Origin of the sequence: Nocardia amikacinitolerans NBRC 108937, assembly GCF_001612615.1 — a bacterium.
Taxonomy (GTDB): Bacteria; Actinomycetota; Actinomycetes; order Mycobacteriales; family Mycobacteriaceae; genus Nocardia; species Nocardia amikacinitolerans.
Window position 1 is genome coordinate 1 of sequence record NZ_BDAU01000035.1, and the last position, 24,448, is coordinate 24,448.

Annotated in this window: 23 protein-coding genes and 3 tRNA genes; 15 read left to right on the forward strand and 11 right to left on the reverse strand. The window is 66.2% G+C overall.

Annotated features, from left to right (window positions below):
- Positions 1-366: 366 nt before the first annotated feature.
- The 4 genes from glfT1 to NAM01S_RS25340 form a co-directional block, all read right to left on the reverse strand.
- Entirely contained in the window at positions 367-1,362 is a 996-nt protein-coding gene (gene glfT1 / locus NAM01S_RS25325) for a galactofuranosyltransferase GlfT1 (protein WP_253799155.1), read from the reverse strand.
- A complete protein-coding gene (gene wzt / locus NAM01S_RS25330) occupies positions 1,359-2,210 on the reverse strand; it encodes a galactan export ABC transporter ATP-binding subunit Wzt/RfbE (protein ID WP_067789612.1) in 852 nt (283 codons plus the stop codon). Before wzt ends, glfT1 begins: the two co-directional genes overlap by 4 nt.
- 11 nt (positions 2,211-2,221) lie before the next feature.
- Positions 2,222-3,058, reverse strand: a complete 837-nt coding sequence (wzm, locus tag NAM01S_RS25335; RefSeq protein ID WP_067789851.1) for a galactan export ABC transporter permease subunit Wzm/RfbD — start codon at positions 3,056-3,058, stop codon at positions 2,222-2,224.
- Positions 3,059-3,310: 252 nt separating this feature from the next.
- Complete coding sequence (locus NAM01S_RS25340) at positions 3,311-3,913, reverse strand: bacterial proteasome activator family protein (RefSeq protein ID WP_067789615.1); 603 nt, start codon at positions 3,911-3,913, stop codon at positions 3,311-3,313.
- A gap of 355 nt (positions 3,914-4,268) precedes the next feature.
- Between NAM01S_RS25340 and NAM01S_RS25345 the strand changes: the two genes are divergently transcribed.
- The gene (locus NAM01S_RS25345) at positions 4,269-5,471 is read left to right on the forward strand and encodes a cysteine desulfurase-like protein (protein WP_067789854.1); all 1,203 of its coding nucleotides are present in this window, start codon (positions 4,269-4,271) and stop codon (positions 5,469-5,471) included.
- Between the two features lie 7 nt (positions 5,472-5,478).
- Here NAM01S_RS25345 and NAM01S_RS25350 read toward each other — a convergent pair whose 3' ends face one another.
- The gene (locus tag NAM01S_RS25350) at positions 5,479-6,489 is read right to left on the reverse strand and encodes an NAD(P)H-quinone oxidoreductase (RefSeq protein ID WP_067789618.1); all 1,011 of its coding nucleotides are present in this window, start codon (positions 6,487-6,489) and stop codon (positions 5,479-5,481) included.
- Between the two features lie 127 nt (positions 6,490-6,616).
- Between NAM01S_RS25350 and NAM01S_RS25355 the strand changes: the two genes are divergently transcribed.
- The 5 genes from NAM01S_RS25355 to NAM01S_RS25375 all read left to right on the forward strand — a co-directional run bounded on the left by NAM01S_RS25355 (position 6,617) and on the right by NAM01S_RS25375 (position 9,993).
- A complete protein-coding gene (locus tag NAM01S_RS25355) occupies positions 6,617-7,792 on the forward strand; it encodes an alpha-hydroxy-acid oxidizing protein (protein ID WP_067789620.1) in 1,176 nt (391 codons plus the stop codon).
- 123 nt (positions 7,793-7,915) lie between these two features.
- Entirely contained in the window at positions 7,916-8,326 is a 411-nt protein-coding gene (locus NAM01S_RS25360) for a MarR family winged helix-turn-helix transcriptional regulator (RefSeq protein WP_084483304.1), read from the forward strand.
- 24 nt (positions 8,327-8,350) lie between these two features.
- Positions 8,351-8,435: transfer RNA gene (locus NAM01S_RS25365), tRNA-Ser, on the forward strand.
- A 437-nt stretch (positions 8,436-8,872) separates the two neighbouring features.
- Complete coding sequence (locus NAM01S_RS25370) at positions 8,873-9,211, forward strand: hypothetical protein (RefSeq protein WP_067789626.1); 339 nt, start codon at positions 8,873-8,875, stop codon at positions 9,209-9,211.
- Positions 9,205-9,993, forward strand: coding sequence for a WXG100 family type VII secretion target (locus NAM01S_RS25375; RefSeq protein WP_067789629.1), 789 nt, complete (start codon positions 9,205-9,207; stop codon positions 9,991-9,993). Before NAM01S_RS25370 ends, NAM01S_RS25375 begins: the two co-directional genes overlap by 7 nt.
- Before the next feature lie 43 nt (positions 9,994-10,036).
- On the opposite strand, the gene NAM01S_RS25380 is transcribed toward NAM01S_RS25375, so the two are convergent.
- The 4 genes from NAM01S_RS25380 to NAM01S_RS25395 form a co-directional block, all read right to left on the reverse strand.
- Positions 10,037-10,897 (reverse strand): hypothetical protein, encoded by an 861-nt coding sequence (locus NAM01S_RS25380; protein WP_067789631.1) that lies wholly within the window; start codon positions 10,895-10,897, stop codon positions 10,037-10,039.
- Positions 10,898-10,989: 92 nt separating this feature from the next.
- Positions 10,990-11,553 carry a YbaB/EbfC family nucleoid-associated protein gene (locus NAM01S_RS25385; RefSeq protein WP_067789633.1) on the reverse strand — a complete coding sequence of 188 codons (564 nt, stop codon included), beginning with the start codon at positions 11,551-11,553 and terminating at the stop codon, positions 10,990-10,992.
- Positions 11,554-11,812: 259 nt separating this feature from the next.
- Positions 11,813-12,568, reverse strand: coding sequence for a phosphatase PAP2 family protein (locus tag NAM01S_RS25390; RefSeq protein ID WP_067789636.1), 756 nt, complete (start codon positions 12,566-12,568; stop codon positions 11,813-11,815).
- A gap of 210 nt (positions 12,569-12,778) precedes the next feature.
- Entirely contained in the window at positions 12,779-13,867 is a 1,089-nt protein-coding gene (locus NAM01S_RS25395) for a nitric oxide synthase oxygenase (protein WP_372508416.1), read from the reverse strand.
- A gap of 464 nt (positions 13,868-14,331) precedes the next feature.
- Between NAM01S_RS25395 and NAM01S_RS25400 the strand changes: the two genes are divergently transcribed.
- Positions 14,332-15,384, forward strand: a complete 1,053-nt coding sequence (locus NAM01S_RS25400) for an alpha/beta hydrolase (RefSeq protein WP_067789858.1) — start codon at positions 14,332-14,334, stop codon at positions 15,382-15,384.
- A 186-nt stretch (positions 15,385-15,570) separates the two neighbouring features.
- On the opposite strand, the gene hisC is transcribed toward NAM01S_RS25400, so the two are convergent.
- Positions 15,571-16,647 (reverse strand): histidinol-phosphate transaminase, encoded by a 1,077-nt coding sequence (gene hisC, locus NAM01S_RS25405; protein WP_067789639.1) that lies wholly within the window; start codon positions 16,645-16,647, stop codon positions 15,571-15,573.
- Between the two features lie 217 nt (positions 16,648-16,864).
- Between hisC and NAM01S_RS25410 the strand changes: the two genes are divergently transcribed.
- The 3 genes from NAM01S_RS25410 (at position 16,865) to NAM01S_RS25420 (ending at position 17,868) form a co-directional block, all read left to right on the forward strand.
- Entirely contained in the window at positions 16,865-17,578 is a 714-nt protein-coding gene (locus NAM01S_RS25410; RefSeq protein WP_067789861.1) for a dienelactone hydrolase family protein, read from the forward strand.
- A gap of 91 nt (positions 17,579-17,669) precedes the next feature.
- A tRNA-Ser gene (locus NAM01S_RS25415) sits at positions 17,670-17,759 on the forward strand.
- 36 nt (positions 17,760-17,795) lie between these two features.
- Positions 17,796-17,868, forward strand: a tRNA-Arg gene (locus tag NAM01S_RS25420).
- Between the two features lie 92 nt (positions 17,869-17,960).
- Here NAM01S_RS25420 and NAM01S_RS25425 read toward each other — a convergent pair.
- Complete coding sequence (locus NAM01S_RS25425) at positions 17,961-19,163, reverse strand: NsdA family TPR-like regulatory protein (protein WP_067789641.1); 1,203 nt, start codon at positions 19,161-19,163, stop codon at positions 17,961-17,963.
- Positions 19,164-19,386: 223 nt separating this feature from the next.
- Between NAM01S_RS25425 and NAM01S_RS25430 the strand changes: the two genes are divergently transcribed.
- The 5 genes from NAM01S_RS25430 (at position 19,387) to NAM01S_RS25450 (ending at position 24,383) form a co-directional block, all read left to right on the forward strand.
- Positions 19,387-19,701 carry a hypothetical protein gene (locus NAM01S_RS25430; RefSeq protein WP_067789644.1) on the forward strand — a complete coding sequence of 105 codons (315 nt, stop codon included), beginning with the start codon at positions 19,387-19,389 and terminating at the stop codon, positions 19,699-19,701.
- A gap of 2 nt (positions 19,702-19,703) precedes the next feature.
- A complete protein-coding gene (locus NAM01S_RS25435) occupies positions 19,704-19,994 on the forward strand; it encodes a hypothetical protein (protein ID WP_067789647.1) in 291 nt (96 codons plus the stop codon).
- A gap of 360 nt (positions 19,995-20,354) precedes the next feature.
- On the forward strand, positions 20,355-20,885 hold the full coding sequence (locus NAM01S_RS25440) for a hypothetical protein (protein WP_067789650.1): 531 nt from the start codon (positions 20,355-20,357) through the stop codon (positions 20,883-20,885).
- 46 nt (positions 20,886-20,931) lie between these two features.
- Positions 20,932-22,155, forward strand: coding sequence for a hypothetical protein (locus NAM01S_RS35320; RefSeq protein ID WP_157107907.1), 1,224 nt, complete (start codon positions 20,932-20,934; stop codon positions 22,153-22,155).
- Between the two features lie 401 nt (positions 22,156-22,556).
- Positions 22,557-24,383: a DNA/RNA non-specific endonuclease gene (locus NAM01S_RS25450; RefSeq protein WP_067789655.1), complete on the forward strand. Its 1,827-nt coding sequence runs from the start codon at positions 22,557-22,559 to the stop codon at positions 24,381-24,383.
- Positions 24,384-24,448 lie beyond the last annotated feature (65 nt).

Consider the following 24,448-nt stretch of genomic DNA (forward strand, 5'->3'; position numbering starts at 1 on the left):
GTTCAACGGCGGCAGGGCCATCGCAACACTCCACGGGGCTTGAGGGTGAGTGTTGCATCCACCCCCTGAACCCAAGATCTTGAAAAGCCACCATCTGACTACCGTCGAATCCATTTCTCTATCGACGGTAGTCAAATGGTGGTTGGGGCCTTGACAGACCAACCGGCGCTTCACTTTTGCCCGTCTCTGGACGCGACCACAGCCGGTCGACCACGCCGGAAGCCGAACCCCGCGCACCTGACCGCAGGAGGTAAGCCGGGTACGGCACACGACGCGCCCAGCACTGCTCAGAGGGGTAGGCGATCCCGTTGGGATCCGCCAACATCGGGGAGCCGGTCGCCCAACCCGCCAGTTCCGAACGATCGCCTACTTCTCCGGCTTCCCGAACTGCTCGTTGCGCCCGAGCGAGCGCAGATGGAACCACTCCTTCAGCCCGGCGGGATCGCGGCGGGTGACGAGGAAGAACCAGGAGAATCGAATCCACTCCTGCGGCAACAGCTTTCGCATACCCGGCTGAGCCATCAGGTAGCCGCGGTTGCGGTAGGTGAAGTAGCGCTTCACCGGATCGTCGGGGTACTGGGTGTGCATCCGGCCGCCGAGGATCGGCTTGAACTCGGCGGCGCCGTTGGGATGCAGGTAGGCCGTCTGCAAGCAGGTGCCGAAGGGTAGGCCGGAGCGGACTAGCCTGCGGTGCACCTCGACCTCGTCGCCGCGCACGAAAAGGCGTAGGTCCGGCACGCCGATCAGGTCGACCGCCTTCGTGGCGATGAGCGCGCCGTTGAACAGCGACGCGATGCCGGGCAGGAAGTCCTCGTCGCCGAGTTCGGAGCGCAGCCGCCGCCACACCACGCCGCGGCGCAGCGGGAAGGCGAGCCGGTCCGGGTCGTCGATGTCGCAGACCACGGGGGAGACCTCGGCGAGGCCGTGCCGCTTCGCGCAGTCCAGCAGGGTGGCGAGCACCTCGGCGCCCTCGGGCCTGCCGTCGTCGTCGGCCAGCCACACCCAGTCCGCGCCCTGGGACAGCGCGTGCAGGATGCCGAGCGCGAAACCGCCCGCGCCGCCGAGGTTGTGGGCCGAGCCGAGGTAGGTCGTCTCGACCGGCTGCTGCCGCACCAGTTCGGCGACCTCGGGCTCGTTGCCGTTGTCGATCACGATGAGGTGATCGACCGGCCGCGACTGTGAGGCGACGACCTTCAGCGATTCGGCGAGCAGCTCACGGCGCTTGTGGGTGACCACGACGGCGATGATGCGGGCGTCCGGCCCGGTGTCGGTGGGCGTGTAGACCACCTCCGGCGCGGCCGAGTCGACCGGGGCGTCGGCCCCAGCGCTGATCGGGGCGTTCTGCCCGGTCGGCTCGTTCATGCGTTGTTCCGCTCCAGTTCTCGTGCGCTGTCCTCGGTCTTTTCGGTCGCCGCCCGCTCCGCTGCCATTTCCTTCAGCACGGTCGCGACATGGTTTCCGGCGTCCGGACCCTCGTAGGCGCGCACCACCTCTTCGATGCCGCCGCGCAAACGGATCTGTCCGTGATCGATCCACAGCGCGGAATCGCAGAGTTGAGCGAGGAATTCATTGGAATGGCTGGCGAACACCAGGATGCCAGAACGTGCCACGAGTTCCTGTAACCGCAGCCGCGCTTTTTTCATGAATTCCGCGTCGACCGCGCCGATGCCCTCGTCGAGCAGCAGAATCTCCGGGTCGATGGAGGTGACGACGCCCATCGCCAGCCGCACCCGCATACCGGTCGAATAGGTGCGCAACGGCATCTGCAGATATTCGCCGAGCTCGGTGAACTCGGCGATCTCGTCGATCTTGGAAAGCATCTGCTTGCGAGTCTGTCCGAGGAAGAGCCCGCGAATGATGATGTTCTCGTAACCGGAGATCTCCGGGTCCATGCCGACGCCGAGATCGAACACCGGCGCCACCCGCCCGCGAATGCGCGCGCTACCCCGCGACGGTTCGTAGATACCCGAAAGCAGCCGCAGCAACGTGGATTTCCCGGCGCCGTTGTGGCCGACCAGGCCGACCCGGTCGCCCTCCTTCAGCGACAGCGAGATGTCGCGCAGCGCTTCGACCACCACCACGTCGGACTGGTTGCGCCCGATCGCGCCGCCCGCCTTGCCGAGGAACGCCTTTTTCAGAGACCGCGATTTGGCGTCGAAGATCGGGAACTCGACCCACGCCTGACGGGTTTCGATACTCACACGGCTCATCGCAGCGGCTCCTATACCCAGTACGGTACGCGCGAACGGTACTGCTTCATGGCGAAGGCGGCGACGATCCAGCCCACCACGGTGATCGCGCCGACGATCACCCAGTGCCGCGCCTCCTGCGGCTCACCGAGCAAGGGAGCGCGCACGATCTCCAGGTAGTGGAAGGTCGGGATGATCTCCACGAGCCGGGCCCGATCGCTCGCGCCGCCGATCTGCTCTTCCAAGGTCTTGGTCGTCCACATGACCGGCGTCAGCACGAAGAGCATCAGCGTGGTGCTGCTGAGAATCGGCGCGATATCGCGGTAGCGGGTGCTGAAGATGCCGAACACGATCGAAACCCACATCGAATTGAGGAAGATCAAGCCGATCGCGGGTATCGCGAGCAGGCTCGACCAGCGCAGGTTCTCCCATATACCGAACGCGCCGAGCAGCACCGCGTAGATGACCATGTTGTGGGCGAAGAACAGCAACTGCCGCCACACCAACCGGTACACGTGCACGCTCAGCGCGGACGGAAGCTGTTTGATCAAGCCCTCGTTGGCGATGAACACCTCCGAGCCCTCGAGAATGCTCGCCTGGATCACATTCCAGACGATCAAACCGACGGTCACGTACGGCAGGTATTCGCGCAGCGGCTGATCGAGCAGTGTCGCGTACAGGACACCCATCGCGGCCGCCTGCACGCCGGTCGCGATGGTGATCCAGAACGGGCCGAGCACCGAGCGCCGGTAGCGCTGCTTGATGTCCTGCCAGCCGAGCGAGAGCCATAGTTCGCGCTGCCCGAAGCCGTCGCGCATGTCCTTGATCGCGCGCCGGAAGGTCTGCGAGTCGGAGACCAGCGGCGGCATCGCCTCGGCTCCGCCCGGCTGCGCCGGCGCGGTGCTCTCGGCACTCACCGGACCCTCGTCGGTCGTCTCGGGACTGTCTGAACGCAAGCTGTCATCTGAACGCACTGGGCTCTCTTCAGGACGCGCCGAACTCTCATCGGAGTCGGGGCGAGCGGCAGCGGCGGGCACGGTGCTCGACCCTACCCCTGCATCCTCGCACCGGGTCCGCTGGTACACGCGGGGCGCGCGAAACTCGTCACCCGCAAGGCGGGGTTACAGATACTGGCCGGAACCGCCCATCGCCTGGTCGCCGCGCCCGCCGCGCGGGTCGGCGGTGTGGATGCCGGGCGGCAGCGCGCCCTGGCGCATCTGCTCGAGCTGCGCGCGGGCGGCCATCTGCTGGGCGAACAGCGCGGTCTGGATGCCGTGGAACAGGCCCTCCAGCCAGCCGACCAGCTGGGCTTGGGCGATCCGCAGCTCGGCGTCGGACGGGACGGCGTCGTCGGTGAACGGCAAGGTCAGCCGCTCGAGCTCGTCGCGCAGCTCTGGTGCGAGACCCTGCTCGAGCTCGCGCACCGAGGACTTGTGGATCTCCTTGAGCCGGGTGCGGCTCGCGTCGTCGAGCGGAGCCGCGCGCACCTCCTCGAGCAGCTGCTTGATCATGGTGCCGATACGCATGACCTTGGCGGGCTGTTCCACCATGTCGGCGAGTGATTCGCCCGAGTCCTCGCGGTCGTTCGAGCCGTCGTTCTTCTTGTCGCTGTCGGTGACCACCTGTCCGGTCAGCGGGGTGCCCGCGTCGGCCGGGATGACCAGCGGCTGCCCGTCGGGTCCGACCACGACGATGGAATCGGGTGCCTCGTCCGAATGCGTCATGTTCCCTATCATGTCGCGTCCTCGTCGAAGGCGCTAAACGGGGCAGTCGCCGGAGGCGCTGAATGGGCGGTCGCCGGAGGCGCTGAACGGCGCAGTCGCCGGAGGCGCTGAACAGGCCAGGCGGGTCGGTGCCGCGGCAGGGCGGGGCCGACTATTCTGTGCGGGTCGTGTGGTTCGGATTTTGCTGAAAGTCGGTTGCCATGCTGATTCGAATGCCCAGCTCCGCGGCGCCCTCGAAGCCGCGGCCGGGTGCCGATGGCCGGTCCGGGCGGGGTCCCTCGCCGTCGCGTTCGCGAGCGACCGGGGAGGGGAAGGCGGTTACGCAGCCTCGCCCGCTGCCCTTAGAGTGGCCAACATGACTTACGACGTCGCGAGGGTTCGGGGCCTGATACCGTCCCTGGGCGACGGCTGGATCCATCTCGATCCGCAGGCGGGCATGCTTGTCCCCGACTCGGTATCTCGTGCCGTGTCAACGGGTTTCCGCACGTCGTCGTTCTCCCATATCGGCCGCAACGGCGCCGCGGTGCGCAGCGCGGCCATTCTCGATGCCGCCCGCGAGGCCGTCGCCGACCTGGTCGGCGGCGATCCGGCTGGCGTCGTGCTCGGCCCGGATCGGGCGGTGCTGCTCGCCTGGCTCGCGGAGTCGCTCAGCTCCCGGCTCGGCCTCGGCACCGGGATCGTGCTGTCCCGCTTGGACGACGAGGCCAACGTCGCGCCCTGGCTGCGGATCGCCAATCGCTACGGCGCGCACGTGCGCTGGGCCGAGGTCGAGATCGAGACATGCGAGATGCCGTCCTGGCAGTTCGAGGAGCTGATCGGGCCGACGGCCCGACTGGTCGCGTTGACCGCGGCCTCGCCCATCGTCGGCTCCGCGCCCGCCGTGCGGGTGGCGGCCGACCGCGTGCACGAGGTGGGCGGCCTGCTCGTCGCCGACGCGTTCGGCGCGGCGCCGTACGCGCTCATCGATATCGATGAACTGAACGCCGACGTGGTCGCGCTGAGCGCGCCCGCGTGGGGCGGACCGCAGATCGGCGCGCTGGTGTTCCGCGATCCCGCCTTCCTGGACCGGATTCCGTCGATGTCGTTGAATCCGTACGCGAAAGGCGCCGAACGGCTCGAGGTCGGCGGACACCAGTACGCGCTGCTCGCCGGCCTCACCACGTCCATCGACTTCCTGGCCGGTCTCGACGAGCGGGCCACGGGCACCCGCCGCGAGCGGCTGGAAATCTCCATCACCTCGCTGCAGGACTACCACGACCAGCTGTTCGAGCACCTGATGGACGTGCTGGACAAGATCCCGAACCTGACCGTGATCGGCCGCGCCTCGACCCGCATCCCGACCGTCAGCTTCACCATGGCCGGGATGCAGGCGGAGAAGATCGCCGCCAAACTGGCCGACGCCCGCATCGGCACGCTCAGCGGCGTGCACGGCGGAAGCAGGCTGCTCGACGCGCTCGGCGTCAACGACGAGGGCGGCGCCGTGACCGTCGGACTCGCGCCCTACACAACCAAATTCGAGATCGACCAGCTCGGCCGCGCGCTCGCCGCGCTGGAGTGAGCCGGACTCAGCTCGCGTCCTCGCGCACCCGAAGGACGACCTTGCCGAAGGTGTCGGCGGCGTCCAGCATCCGGTGCGCCTCGGCGGCCTCCGCGATCGGCAGTTCGGCGTGGACCACCGGCACGATGGTGCCGTCGGCGATCAGCGGCCAGACGTGCCTGCGTACTTCGGCGATGATCTCGGCCTTGCTTCCCACACCGGTGGCCGGGCGGTTGCGCACGTTGGTGGCGTGCACCGAGCCCCATTTCGACAGCAGCGCACCGAGGTTGAGCTCGCCCTTCACCCCGCCCTGCATGCCGATCACCACCAGGTGGCCGTGCTTGGCCAGGGCCTCGACATTGCGGGACAGGTAGGCCGCGCCCATGTTGTCGAGGATGATGTCGGCGCCAGGCCCGTTCGCGCCGGACTGCTCGGCGCGGACCGCGGCGACGAAGTCGTCCTCGCGATAGTTGATCAGCACGCTCGCGCCGAGTTCCGCGCAGCGCGCCAGCTTCTCGGCCGAGCCGGCGGTGACCGCCACCCGCGCGCCCTTGTGCACCGCCAGCTGGACGGCGTGCGTGCCGATACCGCTGCCGCCGCCGTGGATCAGCACCAGCTGACCAGCGTGCAGACCGGCCGTCATGACGAGGTTCGACCACACCGTCGCCGCCACCTCGGGAAGCGCCGCCGCCGCGGCGAGGTCCAAGCCGTCCGGCACTGGAAGGACCTGACCCGCGGGGACGACCACGCGCTCGGCGTAGCCGCCGCCGGACAGCAGCGCGCACACCCGGTCGCCGACCCGCCAGTCCCGCACGCCCTCGCCGACCTCGGCGACGACGCCCGAGCACTCCAGGCCGATGATCTCGCTGGCGCCCGCCGGCGGGTTGTACCTGCCTTGACGCTGGAGCAGATCCGCGCGGTTCACCCCCGCGGCCACCACATCGATCAGCACCTCGCCGTGAGCAGGCGCCGGGTCGGCGGCCCTGCCCCAGGTGAGTACTTCCGGTCCGCCGAATTCGGTCAACTCGATCGCACGCATCACCCCATACTGCCCCGCCGACCGCCCGGCCACCGCGCGACCCAGGACTCACTCGGAGAACCACTTTTTCGACGGGCAAACCCGCTCCCGCCTGCGGGAACGCCCGCAACGGACTAGCGTTCCCCGCGTGAGCAGTTTCATCGACTTCCAGAACGAGATCTACCTGGGCGGATTGGGCGGCATCGTGCCCGAATTGCCCATGACCGCCGCGGGTTTGGAAAGACGCGCGAAGGAAGTCCTAGGACCTGCCGAATACGCCTACGTCGCGGGCAGCGCGTCGGCGGAACGCACCGCGGCGGCCAACCGCGCCGCCTTCGACAAGTACCGGATCATTCCTCGCATGCTGCGCGGCACCACCGGCCCCGGCGCGCGCGATCTCTCCGTCGAGGTGCTCGGCACCCGGCTGGCCGCGCCCGTGCTGACCGCGCCGATCGGCGTTCTGGAGTTGATGCACGAGGGCGGCGAGGTGATCGTCGCCGAGGTCACCAAGGAGCTCGGGATCGGGTCGGTGCTGTCCACCGCGGCGTCGTCCACCATCGAGGAGGTCGGCGCGGTCGCGGGCGAATGGTGGTACCAGCTCTACTGGCCGAACGATCCGGAGCTGGCGCGGTCCTTCGTGCAGCGGGCCGAGCGCGCCGGAGCGAAGGCCATCGTGGTCACCGTCGACACCCCCACCCTCGGCTGGCGGCCGCAGGATCTGGAACTCGCGCACCTGCCGTTCCTGCACGGCAAGGGCATCGCCAACTATCTGTCCGACCCGGTGTTCCGCGCGAAGCTGCCGACGCCGCCCGAGGAGAGCGAGGACGCCATGCGGATCGCGATCCTCACCTGGGTCGGGCTGTTCGGCAACCACAATCTGCGCGCCGCCGACCTCGCGCACCTGCGCGAATGGACCGATCTGCCGATCGCGGTGAAGGGCATCCTGCATCCCGACGACGCGCGCCTCGTGGTGGACGCGGGCGCCGACGCGGTGGTGGTCAGCAACCACGGCGGCCGCCAGGTGGACGGCTCGATCGCGGCGCTCGACGCGCTGCCCGCGATCGTCGCGTCCGTCGGCGACCGCGCCGACGTGCTGTTCGACTCCGGTGTGCGCAGCGGCTCCGACGTGCTGATCGCGCTGGCGCTCGGCGCCAAGGCGGTGCTGTACGGGCGGCCGTACGCCTACGGTCTCGGCATCGCGGGTCGCGACGGCGCCCGGCACGCGCTGCGGCTGCTGCTCGCCGACCTGGACTCCGCGCTCGGGCTGTCCGGATGCGCGAACGTCGCCGACCTGAACCGCGGCACGATCGCCGCGGTCCGGTGAACAGAACCGGTGTTTGCCCAGTTCAGGGCCGTTTAGAATAAGTCCGTGGATCCCGAACCGAGCGGTCGCACGGCCGAGCCCCGCTGGCTGAGCCCGACGGAGCAGCAATCGTGGCGCGCCTACATGGATGGCCATCAGCGGCTGATGACGGCGCTGAACAAGCAGTTGCAGCGCGACAGCGATCTCAGTCTCGCCGAATACCGAATCCTGGTGCTGCTCTCCGAGGCGCCTGGCCGCTCGCTACGCATGAGCGAGCTCGCCGACGGCGTGCTCTCCTCCCGCAGCAGGCTGACCCACCAGATCCGGCGCATGGAGGCGCAGGACATGGTGCGCAGGAACACCTGCGAGGAGGACGGTCGCGGCGTCGTCGCCGAGCTCACCGACGAGGGCATGCGCCGCCTCGAAGCCGCCGCCCCCGGCCACGTCGAAGCCGTCCGCACCGACTTCATCGACCTGCTCGCCCCCGAACACCTCGCGGTCATCGGCGAGGTGTTCGCCCGCGTCGACAAAACAATCGGCGAGCGAGCCGATTGAGCCGTCCGTTAGGATCGTGGGCCTGGAGACGTGGCAGAGCGGCCGAATGCACTCGCCTTGAAAGCGAGCGTCGCGAGAGCGACCGGGGGTTCAAATCCCTCCGTCTCCGCTGTAGCAAACGCCTCTGTTTGACCAGTGCAGGCTGGTCGGAGGCGTTTTCTCATATTTCTCGCTTTTGTAGCAAACACTGGGCTGCTGTTGACGGAAAACTGGCTACTCTCAATCTGATTCGTAGTGCCGCAAGGTGTTCTCGCAGGTAGATCGCGTGTTGCCGCGTCAACACGGCATGCGACCGGGGGATCAGCTCCTCCGGTCGCATGGTCAGTGAAGGCCAGCGCCGCTTCACGACCTCGCCAGAGCCCAGGGGCGGGCTGGCACGATTGTTACGCTCCAGGGAGATTTCGATCTAGAACAGGGGGGCGCCGTCCATGAGAATCCGATGGAACCGTTTCAGATCGTCCTGCGTCATAACAGTTGAGCCGCTACTGCCGTGCTGCGGCTCGGCAGTCGATGTGCGCACGCGGATGAAGGTAGTGAGGTGACACCATGGGCGATGAGTGCGAAGTCGTGCCCGAAGAACTGACCGCACACGCCAAGCAGATAGCCGGGTTCACAGACCGGCTCGCGGCGATTGCCGAGGCAGCTCGATCCGCCACCGAATCCGAGGATCTGACATACGCATTTGGTGTGCTGGGGAATCCCATTGGGTGGCTGCTGAAGTCTCAAATCCAGGAACCCGCCGTCAAACAGATCGGCCAGATCGGAGAGTGCTCCGAGATTGTAGGCCAGCGCGTACAGGTCTGTGCACAAACCTTTGCGGCAGTCGACGCGGCGTCTGCCGCGAAGATGGAGGGCCAGACCGGAGAGCTAGATAAAGAGTGGTAGACGCACCAGATATCAGTACCAACAGTTCGGGTTCCCTTACCGGTGTCACCTCAGTTGAGGCCGTCGTCCAGATAGCCCACGGCTTCGACTCCGACAGTATTCTCAACATCTTCTCCGGCGCGGCGGCGCTGAGCATCGATCTACTCGGCGCCGCAACGGACCCCATCGGGTATGTGGCAGGCCAGCTCCTGTCGTGGATGATCGAGAACGTCGGGCCGGTACGTGAGAAATTCAACCTGCTGGCCGGCGATCCGAGTTCCATCAAGGCGTCAGCATCGGCGTGGGAACAGGTTCAGAAAGACCTGACTCAGCTCGGTGCAGATCTAGCTTCGGGTGTTACCACGGCCGTTTCCACCTGGACTGGAAAGGCGGCCAGCTCGTACCAGAGCCGCACCGACGACCTGGTCAAGCATGTTGAGGCTATGGCCGAGACCGCACGCGTTGCTACTCAGATGACTTCGGCCGCAGGAGAATTCATCGCCGGACTGCGGACGGCGATTCGGGATCTGCTGACCGCCCTCGCCGGAAGACTGGTGAGCTGGGCCCTCGAAATTACCGGGACAATAGGCGCAGCCACACCGGTCGTTGTGGCACAGGCGCTCCAAGCCATAGCCACGTCGAGTCGGCAGACCGCGATGATTCTGAATCAACTGATCAAGGCCATCGATGCATTGGGCCCTGCCGCCGCGTCGGTACGTGACTTGGTCGACGGGACATTCAAGTCCCTGGCGGTCTTCGTGAACTCGAGCCCGTCCATAGCGAAGACGCCATCCACGGCGTAGGTATTAGGTAAAACCCCGCCTGGCGCTCGGGCTCCAGTACATATCAGAGTGGAGTAGACCGAAATTGATGCAGGCGGCGGTTGAGCACCTCGGCGGCCACGTGGGCGTCTGCGACCGGTATAACGGTGTCGGTTGTCGGATACGCTGATCGGACCACGATGGTTTCGCTGTCCTCTGGATACCAGCTGTACCCGTCCAGGTCGACGAACCACGGTTTGTTCGGTTTGGCCGACCATGGCTGAATGCTACGGATGTCCTCGAACGGGATCGTTACCATCCGGTACGAGTCCAGTCTTCGGCGCTCGGCGAACCCGGTTCGCTGGCTCCTGATGATGATCTGATTATCCCGCACAGTGACCTCGATACTGCGGCCGTTGCTGAAGCTTGGTAGACGTTCGCGGGTCAGCACAATGTCGAGATCCAGATCCCCGAGTTCAACAGTAAGCGGTTCGATCAACCGATGTCGGGCCTTCACCGCGCAGATCCATGCCACCAGCGACAGGGCAACAGCAACTACCACTGATCCCTCGGGAAGTAGTCCGCCGGAGTCCGGCGCGAACACCAGCAAGCTGAGAACGACGCCGGTGAGCCACTGACCGGATGTGCTGACGACGGCCATCCCCCAGTACCGCCAGTTGCGCAGTCCGACCAACCGCAACCAGATCAGTGCGGCGAATGCTGGAGCGGATACCCCGGCCAGGCACACCATCGCAGGTGCTAGTTCCTCCGAGCCGATCGGGACCTGCGAGGGTGTCGCCAGCAACGCGAATATGACGACAATAATCGCGGGTATCAGGAGATAACTCACATACAGCAGCCGTCGGGCGCTGGGCCAACGTCGTTGCAGCACCGGCGCGGTAGACGGGTCCGAGAAATTGGGGACGGTGGCCGAAAGCAAGCCCATAGAGCACAACTCCAAAGCGCTTGTGAGCGAATGGGTACAAGGATCCGCCAACGGGCGGGGACCACACAGACCTGCGGGCGAATCGCGATGACTTACTCCAGCCACGACTTGCGCTGGTAGTAAAGATCTTCCTCGTCGGGCTCGTCCGGTGTGACTACGTGGTTGCGGTCTGGGCCGCGCGTTCCCTGCCGTGGGGGTTGTTCGTCCGCTGGCGGCTGGGCGCCGAATGTCGGCATGTAGGTGGGGAAATCGGGGGCCGCCGGTTGCGCTGGCGTAACGGGCCCTGGGGATGGGTCTGGGAACCGTTCCACGTACTGGTTGACGATCCCTTGACCCGCAGCGTCGTCACCGACGACCGAGTGCACCAGATCGGTGACCTGAGCGCGCAATCGCGCCTGGGCGCGCCGGGTGCAACCCATGAGTTCGGCGGCGACCGTCGCTGGATCCGTTCCTCGCACGGGCGGCGCTAGGCTGATCGCGGTGGTAGCGCCGCTGGAGTCGATGGTGACACTGATCCGCTTGTCTGCTGAAGTCTCGGTTACCGAGACGGCAGCCATCCGGTGGTGCAAGTCCTGGTACTTCTGGGCGGTTCGCTCCAGATTATCGGCCCAACTGACCAGTTGGTCGACTGCCGCTCTCGCATCGCCGCTGGACACGTGGCGAACCTCCCCAATGCTGCATCTGAGATCGTTCCCTCGACTGCCAGTCTGCTCCAGCTTCCACGACTGCGCACAGGCGGGGTAGGGACGCCCTCCAACATTCCCCTTCCGTGAGCGTTGACCACGTCAACCTCTGGTCGTAACGTTTGGATCGCCAAATGGCCCGAAATCGCCTCAATTGCAGCGGATTCGATCGGCGGAGAGAGCGCACCCGCAGACCCGTAGTCACCCTGCCCGAGGTGGCGGCCTCGAGTGGCTAGCTCGCGATCCGCGATGTGTCGTGAGTCTTCGACCGGGTCTGCGCCAACGGTTCCCACGCGGCCGCCGCGGGCAGGATCATGCGGTGTAGCACCGCGATACCGGCCAGCAGGAGCACCGCGATGATGGCGTCGAGCCAGTAGTGGTTGCCGGTGCCGATCACGATGACGGTGGTGAGGGCGGGGTGGGCGAGGGCGAGCCAGCGCCAGCGGGTGCGGGTCGCGGCAACCACGGCGACGGCGAGTAGCAGTGCCCAGCCGACGTGGAGTGAGGGCATGGCGGCGAACTGGTTCGACATGCCGTCGGAATGATCTGGGCCGTAGACGGATTGGCCGTGCAGAGCCGCCAGGTCGACGAATCCGCGTTCGGGCAGCATGCGCGGCGGCGCGAGCGGCAACAGGACGTGCAGCAGCAGTCCCGCGCCGGTCAACCCGACCATGAGGTTGCGCGTCAGCTGGTAGTGCCGGGGACGGAAGACCCACAGCCACAGGATCACTCCAATGGCGACGGTGAAATGCGCTGTCGCGTAATAGAAGTTGGCCGAGACGGCCAGCAGATCCCAGCGCAGGAACGGCGCCTGCACCGTGGTCTCCGCCAGCATCCCCAGTCGGCTTTCGACACCGAGGAGATCGTGCGCGTTGCCGAAGGCGCGCGCGGTGTCGTCCGCCGTGATCAGCCGACCGAACCGATAACCGAGGTACAGCACGGTGATCAGCGCCAGCTGCCGGATCGCCTCTCCGCCGCGACCGTGCACCGCCGCCGGCGCTCGTTCGAACGTTCCGGCAACCGAAACCCGAGTTCCAGCCCCGGACCAGGGAAACCGACAGCCACCATCGCCCGTGGCCTCCTTCGCCATTGAACAAAACGCCCGAAACGTTTAACCGGAGGTACGTACTCCGTTTACCGTAACAGCGTCTGCCCGTTGGCAAACCGGTCTGTGACCCGAGGAACAGGCGGGCCGGGCTCAGTGTGTTTCGCGGCGGACGAAATTGGGGCGCAAGTCGTCGTCGGGCGGGTCGAAGTAGCGGTGGAAAGTGGGCGTGAGTCCGGACGAGATCGGCGGATTGATCCAGGTCCAGTCGGTGGGGCAGGTGCGTCCCGCGGCCTTCTCCTTCTCCACGTGGTCGCAGAACTGTTTCGCGACGGTGTGGTGGTCGACGATGTGCACGCCCGCCTTGCGATAACTGTGCAGCACAGCGCGATTCAGTTCGACGAGCGCTTGGTCGCGCCAGAGCGTGCGCGGATGCGAGGTGTCCAGGCCCATCATGTCGGCGATCAGCGGGAGCATGTTGTAGCGGTTGGTGTCGCTGAGATTGCGCGCGCCGATCTCGGCGCCGACGTACCAGCCGTTGAACGGCGCGAACGGGTAGGTCACGCCGCCGATCTCCAGATTCATGTTGGAAACAGCCGGTACCGCATGCCATTTCAGGCCGAGGCCAGCGAACCAGTCGAAGTCGGGATGCTCGATGTGCACCTCGCGCGCCAGCTCCCTCGGCACGTCGAACCACCTGATCGGTTCGTCGGGCGTGCTGATCAGCACCGGCAGGATGTCGAACGGCGTGCCCGCGCCGCGCCAGCCGAGCTTCCTGGCGAACTCGGTGATCGCGACATTGGCCGCGTCGCCGGTGACCGTCCCGTCGCCGTTGCGGTAGCCCGCGTAGCGCAGCAACTGCGGGCTGACGATGCGGTACTCGCGCCCGTCGCTCTGACGCGGCGGACCGACGGTGATCATGGACTGCACCGCGCCACCGTTGGTCGCCATGTGCAGGTGCTGCCAGCACACCTCGGCCAGGTCGCGCGCCGAACGCACCCGCCGCGCGTCGAGCAGTTTCAATGAGCGCCAATGCTTTCGGCCGACGCAGCGGGCGTGATTACGCCAGGCCAGCTTGGCGCCGATCAGGATTTCCTCGGCGGTCTGCACGTAGGTGCCGGTCTGGCGCAGCTGTTCGAGTGCGGTGCGGCGGCGCTGCGCGCAGAGGTGGGCGAGTTCGGGTTGCCGGTAGAAGTCGTCGCATTCGCGCAGGCGACGCGCAAGTGCCGAATCGAAAGGCACGGTGTCGGCGGTGTTTTCGAGCGGTCGAACGGGTAACACGTGGTTCACGATCTTTTCTCCGGTCGGGCATCAGGTACTGCGGCAAACAGACGGACACAACGATCGAGCAGAGAATTCGCGCGCGTGGCGCGTCGGACACACCCGTCTGGTCGGTGGCGCGCGGTCCGGCGTTAGCAGGATCCGCCGAATTAGCCTCTGCGTTGCCGGAAAACCGATCGGACGGTGTGGACGCGGGCGCGCAGAAGGCCGACCTCTGCCGGGGTCACGGCTGTGTGCGGTCATCGCGGTCCCCATCGACGCCTGAAGAATCGCCCGAGAGGGAGCGTAAGGCCGGTGTGCTGACGGTGTGCCCGAATTCGAAACAATCGTGAACGCCCGAATCGCGAAAGTGGCGCTCGTCACAAATCATTCGAATGCGGATCGGAAGTCGAGATCGCGGCCCACGGTCTGGCACCATGGCAGACATGCTGTCTCGGCGTTGGGCGCGGCGACGGCTCGCAGTGGTCGCCATGAGCGCCGCATTGTTGGTCGGTGCGGTCGGCGCCGGTGCACCTGTCGCGTTCGCCGCGCCCGACAAGCCGAGCACCGGCTCCTCCGATGGGCCCGCCCCGGCCGAGCCGACCACGGCGCCACCCATCGCGCCCTCGATCGAGCGGATCGAACCGATCACCGATCGCCGGGTGCGCGTGTTCGTGAAGTCGCCCGCGATGAGCCGCACCGTGCAGGTGCAGGTGCTGCTGCCGCGTGACCAGAGCCGGAGCAGGCCAACCGTTTACATGCTGGACGGGCGCAGCGCCGAAGCCGACACCAACAATTGGATCGAGCTCGGCAAGGCCGACCGGTTCTTCGAAGACAAAGACGTGAACGTGGTGCTCACCGTCGGCGGCCCGGCCAGCTTCTACACCGACTGGCAGCGTCCCGACCCGGTGCTCGGCACCAACCGGTGGGAGACCTTCCTGACCAGGGAACTCCCGCCGCTCATCGACGCGGAGTTCGATGGCAACGGGCGCAACGCGATCATGGGCGTCTCGATGGGCGCCGAGGCCGCGATGATGCTCGCCTTCCGCAGGCCGGAGCTGTACCGCGCGGTGGCCGCGCACAGCGGCTGCTTCTCCACGGGCACCGATATGGGCCAGGCCCACGCGCGCGCCGTGGTGGCCACCTATCAGGGCGAGCCGGACAACATGTTCGGTGAAGCGAACGACCCGGACTGGCTCGCGCACGACGTGCTGCTGCACGCGGAAGCCTTGCGCGGCAAGGCGATCTACTTGTCCGTCGGCAGTGGCCTTCCTGGCAAGTACGACGCGCCGGGCAACCCGGACCTGGTCAGCACCGTCGCGTTCGGCGGACCGCTGGAGGCGGCGACCAACGCCTGCACGCGCAGGCTGGTCGATCGGTTCACCTCGCTGCGGATACCGGTCACCGCGAATTTCCGTGCCACGGGCACGCATTCGTGGCCGTATTGGGGCGACGAGCTCGCCGCGTCCTGGCCGACGATCTATCCCGCGATCCGCTGACCGAGCGCCGGGCCGACGAACGGCGGCCCGGTCGCTGCGCGAGCCGATCGCGGTCTACGGGTTGGGCGGGTCGTGGGGGAGCCGCCGGTCGTGCGACTCCACTCGAAGACCTTCCCACGCAACGGCTGGCCGCGCACGTTACCCGTTCGGCGTCTTCCCGCGCCGAAGTTCGCCGAATCGGCGCTGTCAGACGAAGCGGGACAGGACCTCGGGATCGGTGGCGAACGCGAGGAACTGGTCGTTCTCGTGCGAATCGCCGACGGTGACGCGCACGCCGTCGGTGCCGTACGGCCGTACAAGCACGCCCGCTTCCGCGCTCGCCTCGCCGAACTCCGCGCTGCGCGCGCCGAGCGGCAGCCAGACGAAGTTCGTCTCGCTCGGCGGCACCGAGTAGCCCGCCGCGAGCAGCGCCGCCCGCATCCGGTCGCGCTCCAGAACCACCGCGTCGGTGCGGTCGAGCAGCTCGTGCCGCGCCTCCAGCGAGGCGATCGCGGCGGCCTGCGCCACCCGGTTCACGCTGAACGGGATGTGCACCTTCATCAGCGCCGCGATCACCTCGGGATCGCCGACCGCGTAGCCGACCCGCAGGCCCGCGAGACCGTACGCCTTCGAGAAGGTGTGCAGCACAACCACATTCGGCCGGGTGCGGCCCAGCTCGACGCCGTCCGGACGGTCCTGCGGTGTAAGGCGCAGGTACTCGTAGTACGCCTCGTCCAGCACGACGAGGACGTGCGAGGGGACCGCGTCCAGGAAGCGGATCAGCGCCTCGCGGCCGTGTGCGGTGCCGGTCGGGTTGTTCGGGTTGCAGACGAAGATCAGCCGGGTGTGCTCGGTCACCGCGGCCGCCATCGCGTCCAGGTCGTGCGTCAGCTCCGGCGTCAACGGGACCTGCACGGCCGTCGCGTTGCCCACCTGGGTGACGATCGGATACGCCTCGAACGAGCGCCAGGCGAACAGCACCTCGTCGGTGGGTGTGGCGCAGGTGATCTGAACCAGTTCTTGGCACAGCGCGACGCTGCCGCAGCCCACCGCCACGTGCGCGGGCGTGACCCCGAGGAACTCGGCCAGCGCGGCGCGCAGTTCGGCCGCCTGGTTGTCGGGGTACCGGTGCGCGAGCTCCGCGGCCTCGGCGATCGCCTTGGCGGCCGCGGGGAGCGGCGGCAGGGTGGTCTCGTTGCTGGCCAGCTTGACCGCGCCCGGGTGGCTGCGGCCGGGGGTGTAGGCCGGGATGGCGGAGAGGTCGGGGCGGATGCGCGCTGTCACCCCTCCACCCTAAATGGGCTGCTGGACGGAGTCTGTCCCTAGCCTGCGCACGGTCGGAACGGACCCGGAGGTCTGCGTGAACGGTGCTGCCGAGGGTGCGTCCGTTCCCGATTTTCACCGAGCCGGAATCGCGGCTTCCGTACCGGAAAAGTTGCGGGTAATGGCTGCTCACGTGCAAATTCTCGCGAAGATCAGCGGCTCGCCCTACGCTGGTTTCATGTCGGGCATTTATGACGATATCGCCCCGCTACGCGGTGGCGACGACCTCGAGCAGCGCCCCACCGAAGGCAGCCGGGTGCCCATCACCGTGATCGAACCGGAGGGCAACTCGCGCGGCGGAATCGTGGTGTTGCACGAATCCCGGGAGTTCAGCGGCGCGCTGCTGGAGTTCATGCGGGCGCTGGCGATCGAGGGATGGACGGTCGTCGCGCCCAATCTGTTCCACCGGGCCAACGGTGACCAGCCCGAACACGAGGTCTTCGGCGACGAGCTCTTCGACGATTTCGACGCCTGCTTCGACTGGCTGACCAGGCGCGGCGTCTTCCCCGACTGCATCGGCGTGCTCGGCTTCGACCACGCGGGCACCGCCGCCTTCCTGGTCGCCACCAACCGCCCGATCGGCGCCGCGGTCAGCATCGCCGCCGCGGGTATCACCGAACCGCTCACCGACGAGGCCGAGGCGCTCGTGCGCGTCGCCCCCAACCTCCAGGCCCCCTGGCTCGGTCTGTTCGGCTCCGACGACCCGAACACCCCGCCCGCCGACGTCGACCGGCTCCGCGACGCCGCCGCCCGCGCCTCCGTCGCCAGCCTCGTGGTCACCTACCCGGGTCTGCACCACCGCGCCGACAACCCCGGCGCCGATGACGACGACACCACAGCCATCGCTTCCCAAACCAGGATCTTCGACTGGTTCGACAGCAACTTACGCTGATAACCAGGCGTTTTGTTATCTGGTCGTTGGGTCATGTAACCTTCATGCTCGGCGGTTCGAAAGGACCGGTGCCCTCGAAGAGAAGGCTCCAGGAGGCGTGCCAGAGCGGCCGAATGGGACTCACTGCTAATGAGTTGTCCCTTCACGGGGACCGGAGGTTCAAATCCTCTCGCCTCCGCCACACCCGGTCCGCCGGGTAACAACTGAACACAGCTATGCGCCCGTAGCTCAACGGATAGAGCATCTGACTACGGATCAGAAGGTTAGGGGTTCGAATCCCTTCGGGCGCACTTTTTCAGAAGGCCTCTCCCACGTCGGGAGGGGCCTTCTGCTTTGTTGCAACCTTCGTCACAAGCCCGTCGGGTCGCTCTGGTGGAGGCTGCTACACCGCCCTCGCCCAGATCTCGGCCGCGTGCTCATCCAGTTGGCGCACCGCGCGGGATTTCGCCCACGGTGCGAGCAGTGCGCGGGTGTCGAAATAGACCTCTCGGAGCCGGGGCGATGTGTTGATCTGCGCCAGCTCCAGCGCTCGCGTGGCGGACTGACACGCCCGGTCCAGATCGTCGGGCGCGGTGAGCTTCGCCAGGTGCAGCAGCGCCAGCGCGCGGTCCCGGACGTCGGTCTCTGGGATGCGATGGATGGACGTTTCGATGGTATCGACCGCCGCGCTCGTCTCCCCGGCCTTCTCGAACGACTTGCTGGTGAGCAGTCCGGTCAGCCAGTCGGACATGTAGTAGGCGTAGCTCTTGTCCGGCGTGGTGGGCTCCGGGTGGTCGCCTGAGATCCGATCGAGCAGCGGCCACGCTTCCCGTGCCCGCCCGGCGTACGCGTACGCCTGCGCGGCTTGCAGGAGTACGTAGTCGGCCATCCTGGGATCACGGACTGGCAGGCGAACAGACACGTCGGCGAAGTCGGCGGCATCCTGGTAGCGGTGCGTCCAGATGGCGAGTTGTGTTCGGTGGCACATCATCCCCACGGCCACGTCCACGCTGCGCGCCATCTGGGCATGGTCGTAAGCCTCGAGGAACAGCTTGTCGGATGCTTGGTAGCGGCCCTGGTCCCATGCCGCCCACGCACTACTGGCCGTGGCTTCGCTGGTGAGCGACTGAAGATCCGGCCGGAGTCTGGTCGGGCAGTCGCGCAACAGCGCCTCGCAGGTGATCTTCTGCGCCTCGATGATGGGTTGTGCCGCATTCGATCCCAGCTTGTCGTCCAGCAGCATCGCCGCGTGCACGGTGTCGCGCAGGTGCCCGATCGCCTCGGCCGTGACGGTCGGTGCTTCAGCGCCTCGCAGGACGGATGCGCCGACCGCCGCGCCCGTGGCGGCAATGAAATCTCGCCGTTTCACGTCGTCTTCTCCGATCACCTCGCGGAACCGATCTTGTGCCCCATGGTCCGCGTCTTCGAGCAGCCTGTCCAGGGCCGCTTGAAATGCCATACCCACGGTCTTCTCAGGGTTGCACTCCCAGAAACTAACCGTTCGCTGGGCACACTTCACGGCGGTTGCCAGCTGCCGCTGTTTGAGTCGCAGCGCGGTACGCAACGCCAGCACGTGCGCGCCGGTCCAAATCGTCACGGTCCCCACAGATCCCCCTGCTGGGTTGTCGTTGCTCAGGATTGCTCGAGCCTGCGTACGTCATACCTTCTCTGGGGGATCTTTCTCCCGCAAGCTTTGTTATGCACCCGGAATCGGGAAGCGCCCGACACCTTCGTCCCACCATGCCATCGGGTGCCGGGGACAACTCGACGTGACGTCGACGCCTCGATTCCGGGTGCTTCCAACGCTTTCGACTTTGTGGAGGTGAACGATGCCGGTCACCATCGCTCTGATCGTGTTCCTCGCCGCCGTGGTCCTATCCGCGCTGTGGGGTATGCCGTGGTTGCTCCGCGATACCGACCAGCGCGCGGCCCCCTTCGCCGACACCGTGGAGTTACCCGTAGTGCTGCCCATAGGCCACGATCGCCGGAAAACAATGACCCCACCGTTGGCGCACCGGATCATGCAGGAACACATGCACTGCCCGATCACGGTATGCCCGGTCAAGCAGCAGGCGCGGGCGTATCTAATCCAAACGAAGAGATATGTCCCGCAGTCCAATTCGTGTGCACGATTCGGATTCTGATCATGAACACATACAGCGAGATCGAAATCGGGGTGCTGACCGACATCATCGAGTCGGTGGACCGGACGCTGGACGAACGCATAGCGCTGGGTTTCGAGTTGGCCTTTCCGCGGTCCAAGATCTACGCCGTCGTGATCCACGCGGTGATGGCGTCGGCGCGGGAAGCCGGCCACTTCGGACCGGGGAGCATCGTTCGCGCGCCGTTGCTGGATGTGATCCTGGACGGTGCCGAGAGTTCGGAGTGGGACGAGCGAATCTACGCGGTTCTCATGGACTTCTACGCCTTGAACTAGAGAAGGAGCTTCCCGCGCATCGTGCCGCAATGCCACCGTGTGCGCGGGTGAGGAGGAGACCCCAGAGGTGCCCGGTGTGAACCAGACGCCCGCCGAGGCACCTCAGGGGCTTCCGCAGCACAACCAGGGAGTACGAGATGGCGCGCTACGCAGAGTATGAAGGTCCGGTGACCGTTCGCGATCGGCTGCGGGGTATCGGGCGCATGGTGTCACGCCTTCGCCCTGGCCGGCGGTTGCATCCACAGGACAGTGGCGGCGGATGCACGCTGCACCGCAAGCTGGGTTGGTGGTATCTACTGACACTTTCGATGCCGTGCGACCATGAGCGGCAACCGAATACCGCATCGGAGGAGGAACGGCGTGGGCAAGGAACAGTTGGATTTCGGATTCGAGGTGGAGCAGACCGCGTGGGGTAAGTGGATCGACGCTGACCGGCGGCAGGCCCAGATGCAAAAGTTCATGGACCACGCGGGTATCCGCCGCATCCCGTCCGAGCCGTGGGCGAAGGACTCCGCGGAGGTGGCGCGGCTCAATCCCATCGTCGCCGAGCTGTTCCCGAACATGGAATCCGCGATGGCTCCCGAGAATGCCGAAATGACCGACGCTTTCGTTTGTTTCGCGGGTGAGTGCTTCGTCAAATTTGCAGGTGGACGTTGGATCGACTGCGAATGGTTCGGGCGCGAAAACTCCTTCTACGCAGACGTCAATCCAGCCGTGGAATGCGACACCGTGGACGAAGATGAAATCGTCTTGTGGGGATTGATCAAGGACATGATCGACTATCATCCCGGCGACCATGACGGCATGTTCTCCTATTTTGCTGCGGCGTTACGTGAATACGCTGAATACCACGAGGAGAAGCGCCGCGAGGAAGCCACATCCGGCGCGTAACTAGTGCGCCTCCCGGCGCGTAATCACACCGTTCCACGGTTCGGGGGTGGGCGCAGCCATGCCAGATGGCTACTACAAAGATCGCGACGACTTCGAAAACAACATTCGTGGAAGGGTTTTCGAGAACGGTTGCGATAGGCACTTCCGTGACCGTGAGAACGGGTACGTCCGGCAATCGAGACTCTATGTAGCCGAAGGAGTGGGAAAAACTCGACTCGACAAAGAAAAAAACGATCGAGGCGTAGTCCACACCATCGAAGAAAAGTCCGGCAGAATAGAGGGAAAGAAGGATGAGACCCAGCTGAAGGTGATCTACGCGCTTCTCGAGAAAGGTGAAGTCCAGCAACACTTGCTGCGTTCTGTCGAGAGTGAGAAGATATCGGAGAGGGCGCAGGAACTCATCGACAAACTGGCCCGCGACTTCCCGGATCGGTTTACGCACCAGGTCATCTCGCGAAGTGTAGCCCGTGAAATCTGGGCGCTGGGACTGCAACTCGAGCGTGGTCAACAACTCGAATTGCCTGGTGTCGGCGAGAAAGCACGTGAGCAGAGGGACCGCCAGCGGCAAGCGCCTGCCGTGTCTCTTGTCAAGCAACGCGAATCGCCCGCCGTATCCCTGGTCCGCACCGAAGAACAGCAACGAGACCGCTCCCGCCGCAGTGAAGACGTGCGGCAGCGGAAAGAACGGGATCGTGCAGCACAACTCCGGGAAGCACGGGCACGGCTGTCACGTGCCGTTGCCGATCAGAACCGACGATTGGCCGCAGCGAGGGAGCAGGGGAAGCCGCTGGCCGCGCAGGAGCTGAAGAGGTCGCACGACAGCATTACGCATCAGCTCGACACGGTCCGGGCTATGGAGGCCGCCCAAGCGCGCGAGACGCTGGAGAAGGCTGGCCTGGGCGCGAAGCAGATAGAGGCGATGGAGCCCATTCTGAAGCAGGGCCGGGAGACTCCGCGGCTGGACATGGTGCGCGATATCGACGCGCTTGGTTCTGCTGTGCAGGATGCGGCGAAGGCTCAGCAGCGGCGCGAAGAGATCGAGCGTCAACGCGAGCAGGTCCGCGATCGCGTCGACCGCAGCCCCCTGCCGCGCGATGTGGCGCAGATCCTGGAACTGGGCAGGCCGCAGCCGGGAGAAACGCCACGACCCGCGCCGGGGCGCGAGGCGAGTCAGGCGCGATTGCATTACGACGTCGCGAAGGAGCGCCAACGGGAACAGGAGCGGCATCGGCAGCGGGGGCTGGGGCGCGAGCCAGAGGGAAGCGCATAGCGGCCCGTGACTTCCTTCGGTCTCGCCGCACGGCACGGGTGCATGAAGAGCGTCTGACTACGGATCAGAAGGTTGGGAGTTCGGGTCCGTCCGGGCTCGCATCGCCTCTCGTTTCATCAATCGCGACGTTCGGGATGGGATTGTGCGGCACGCGCCCGCGCGGGACGCATGCCCGGTACGGGGCTTCCGTTGGGGCCGACCGGTGGGTATGCGTAGTGGATATCCGAGAACGCGGGTAGCGGGGTACGCGTGTGGTGGGGGTGGGGGTGCGGGAGTCTTTGGGGGAGGCGGATCGGGTCTGTGGATCGGGTTCGGGGGGTGTGCCGATGGTGGGGGTGGCTGCGCCGGGTGTGCAGCGCTGTCGACCGCAACAACTGGCCTGGCATGCGAGGAGACGTCACATGGCCACGAAGCGGGAGCAACTGCTGGTAGCGCTGCGGGAGTTCATCAGGAGCGAAGGCAGCGAGTATTTGAACGACCCGAACATCTCGTCGATCGGCGTCGGATACAAGATCGTCGACGGTGCGCCGACCGAACAGCTCGCGGTGCAATTCACGGTCGACGAGAAAGTCGAACCCGAGGCGCTGGAATCGCTGAATACCGAAGCGATTCCGGATTCCATCGAAGTGGACGGCGTCAGGGTGCCGACCGATGTGATCCAGCGCAGTTACGAACCGTCGTTCCGTGTCGTCGCGGAACCGGAGCCGCCGCCGTGCAAGGTCAGATGCGATCCAATTCGGCCGGGCATCAGCGTGTCGAACGTCAAGGGCACGGCGGGCACGGTCGGCTGCATCGTCTACGACAAACACGACGGCACACCGCTGGTGCTGAGCAATTGGCACGTGCTGCACGGCCCCGACGGCCGGATCGGCGACACCGTGGTCCAGCCGGGGCCGCGCGACGACAACCGGATCGACCGCAATCGCCTCGGTGTGCTGAATCGCTCGCATCTCGGGATCGCTGGCGACTGCGCCGTCGCGACCGTCGAGGACCGGCGGATCGATGACAGCGTCCTCGGAATCGGCGTCACCCCAGCGCGATTGGGTGAGCCCGAGCTCGGTGACAAGGTCGTCAAGAGCGGCCGCACCACCGGCGTCACGCACGGCGTGGTGCGCCGGATCGACACCATAGTGAAGTTGCGATACGGCTCCGCGGGAGTGCACAACATCGGCTGCTTCGAGATCGGACCCGACCCGGCCCGCCCCGCGGCCCACGACGAGATCAGCCGAGGCGGCGACTCGGGATCGGTGTGGTTGTTCGAAGAAGGCGGAACGACCACGGGTGTGCTCGCGGGCTTGCACTTCGCGGGCGAGTCCGAACACAGCCCCGACGAGCACGCCCTCGCGTGCCTGCCGCAGTCGGTGTTCGAGAAGCTCGAGATCACGCTGCGCCCGCCGACGCCCGTCGAGGCGGCCGAGGCGGTGCGGAAGGGATACGACCCGAATTTCCTCGCCACCTCCATCGACGCACCGACCGTCGATACGGCGCTGCGGAAGGACCTCGTCATGCTCGATGGTTCCGAAGTCGTTGCGTACACGCACTTCTCGCTTGCGCTCAGCAAATCGCGGCGCTTCGCCCGCTGGGTCGCCTGGAACATCGACGGATCGAGTCTGAAGAAGATCGACCGTGTCGGAATCGAATTCGCGAAGGACGCGCGCGTCCCCGCCGAATTCCAGACCGGCAACGAGCTGTACCGGGACAACCGCCTCGACCGAGGACACATCGCCCGCCGGGCCGACCTGCTGTGGGCTGCGCTTCCGGAAGCGCAACAGGCCAATACGGATTCGTTCTTCTACACCAACATCACCCCGCAGATGGACGACTTCAACCAGAGCGGCAAGGACGGCCTCTGGGGGCAGCTCGAGGACGCGGTGTTCGCCGACGTCCAGGTGCAGGATCTGCGGGTCAGCGCGTTCGGCGGACCGGTGTTCCACGACGACGACCGCGTGTATCGCGGGTCGCGGATTCCCCGGGAGTACTTCAAGATCCTCGCCTTCGTGGACGGCGGTGATCTGAAGGCCCGCGCCTTCCTGCTCACCCAGGGACTCGATCAGCTCGAGGCGCTCGACCTCGACGAGTTCCGGGTCTTCCAGGTCGCGATCGCCGAGGTCGAGGAACGGACCGGTGTGCGGTTCGGTCCAGAACTACGCAAAGCGGACACGTTCACCGTTCCCGAAGGAATCGAGCAACGACGGCCACTGGACTCGCTCGCCGATATCCAATGGTGACGCCCGCCGCCCCGGTCAGCGCCGTGAATACCGTCTGACCACGGCGTTCGAGTAGCGGAGTACTC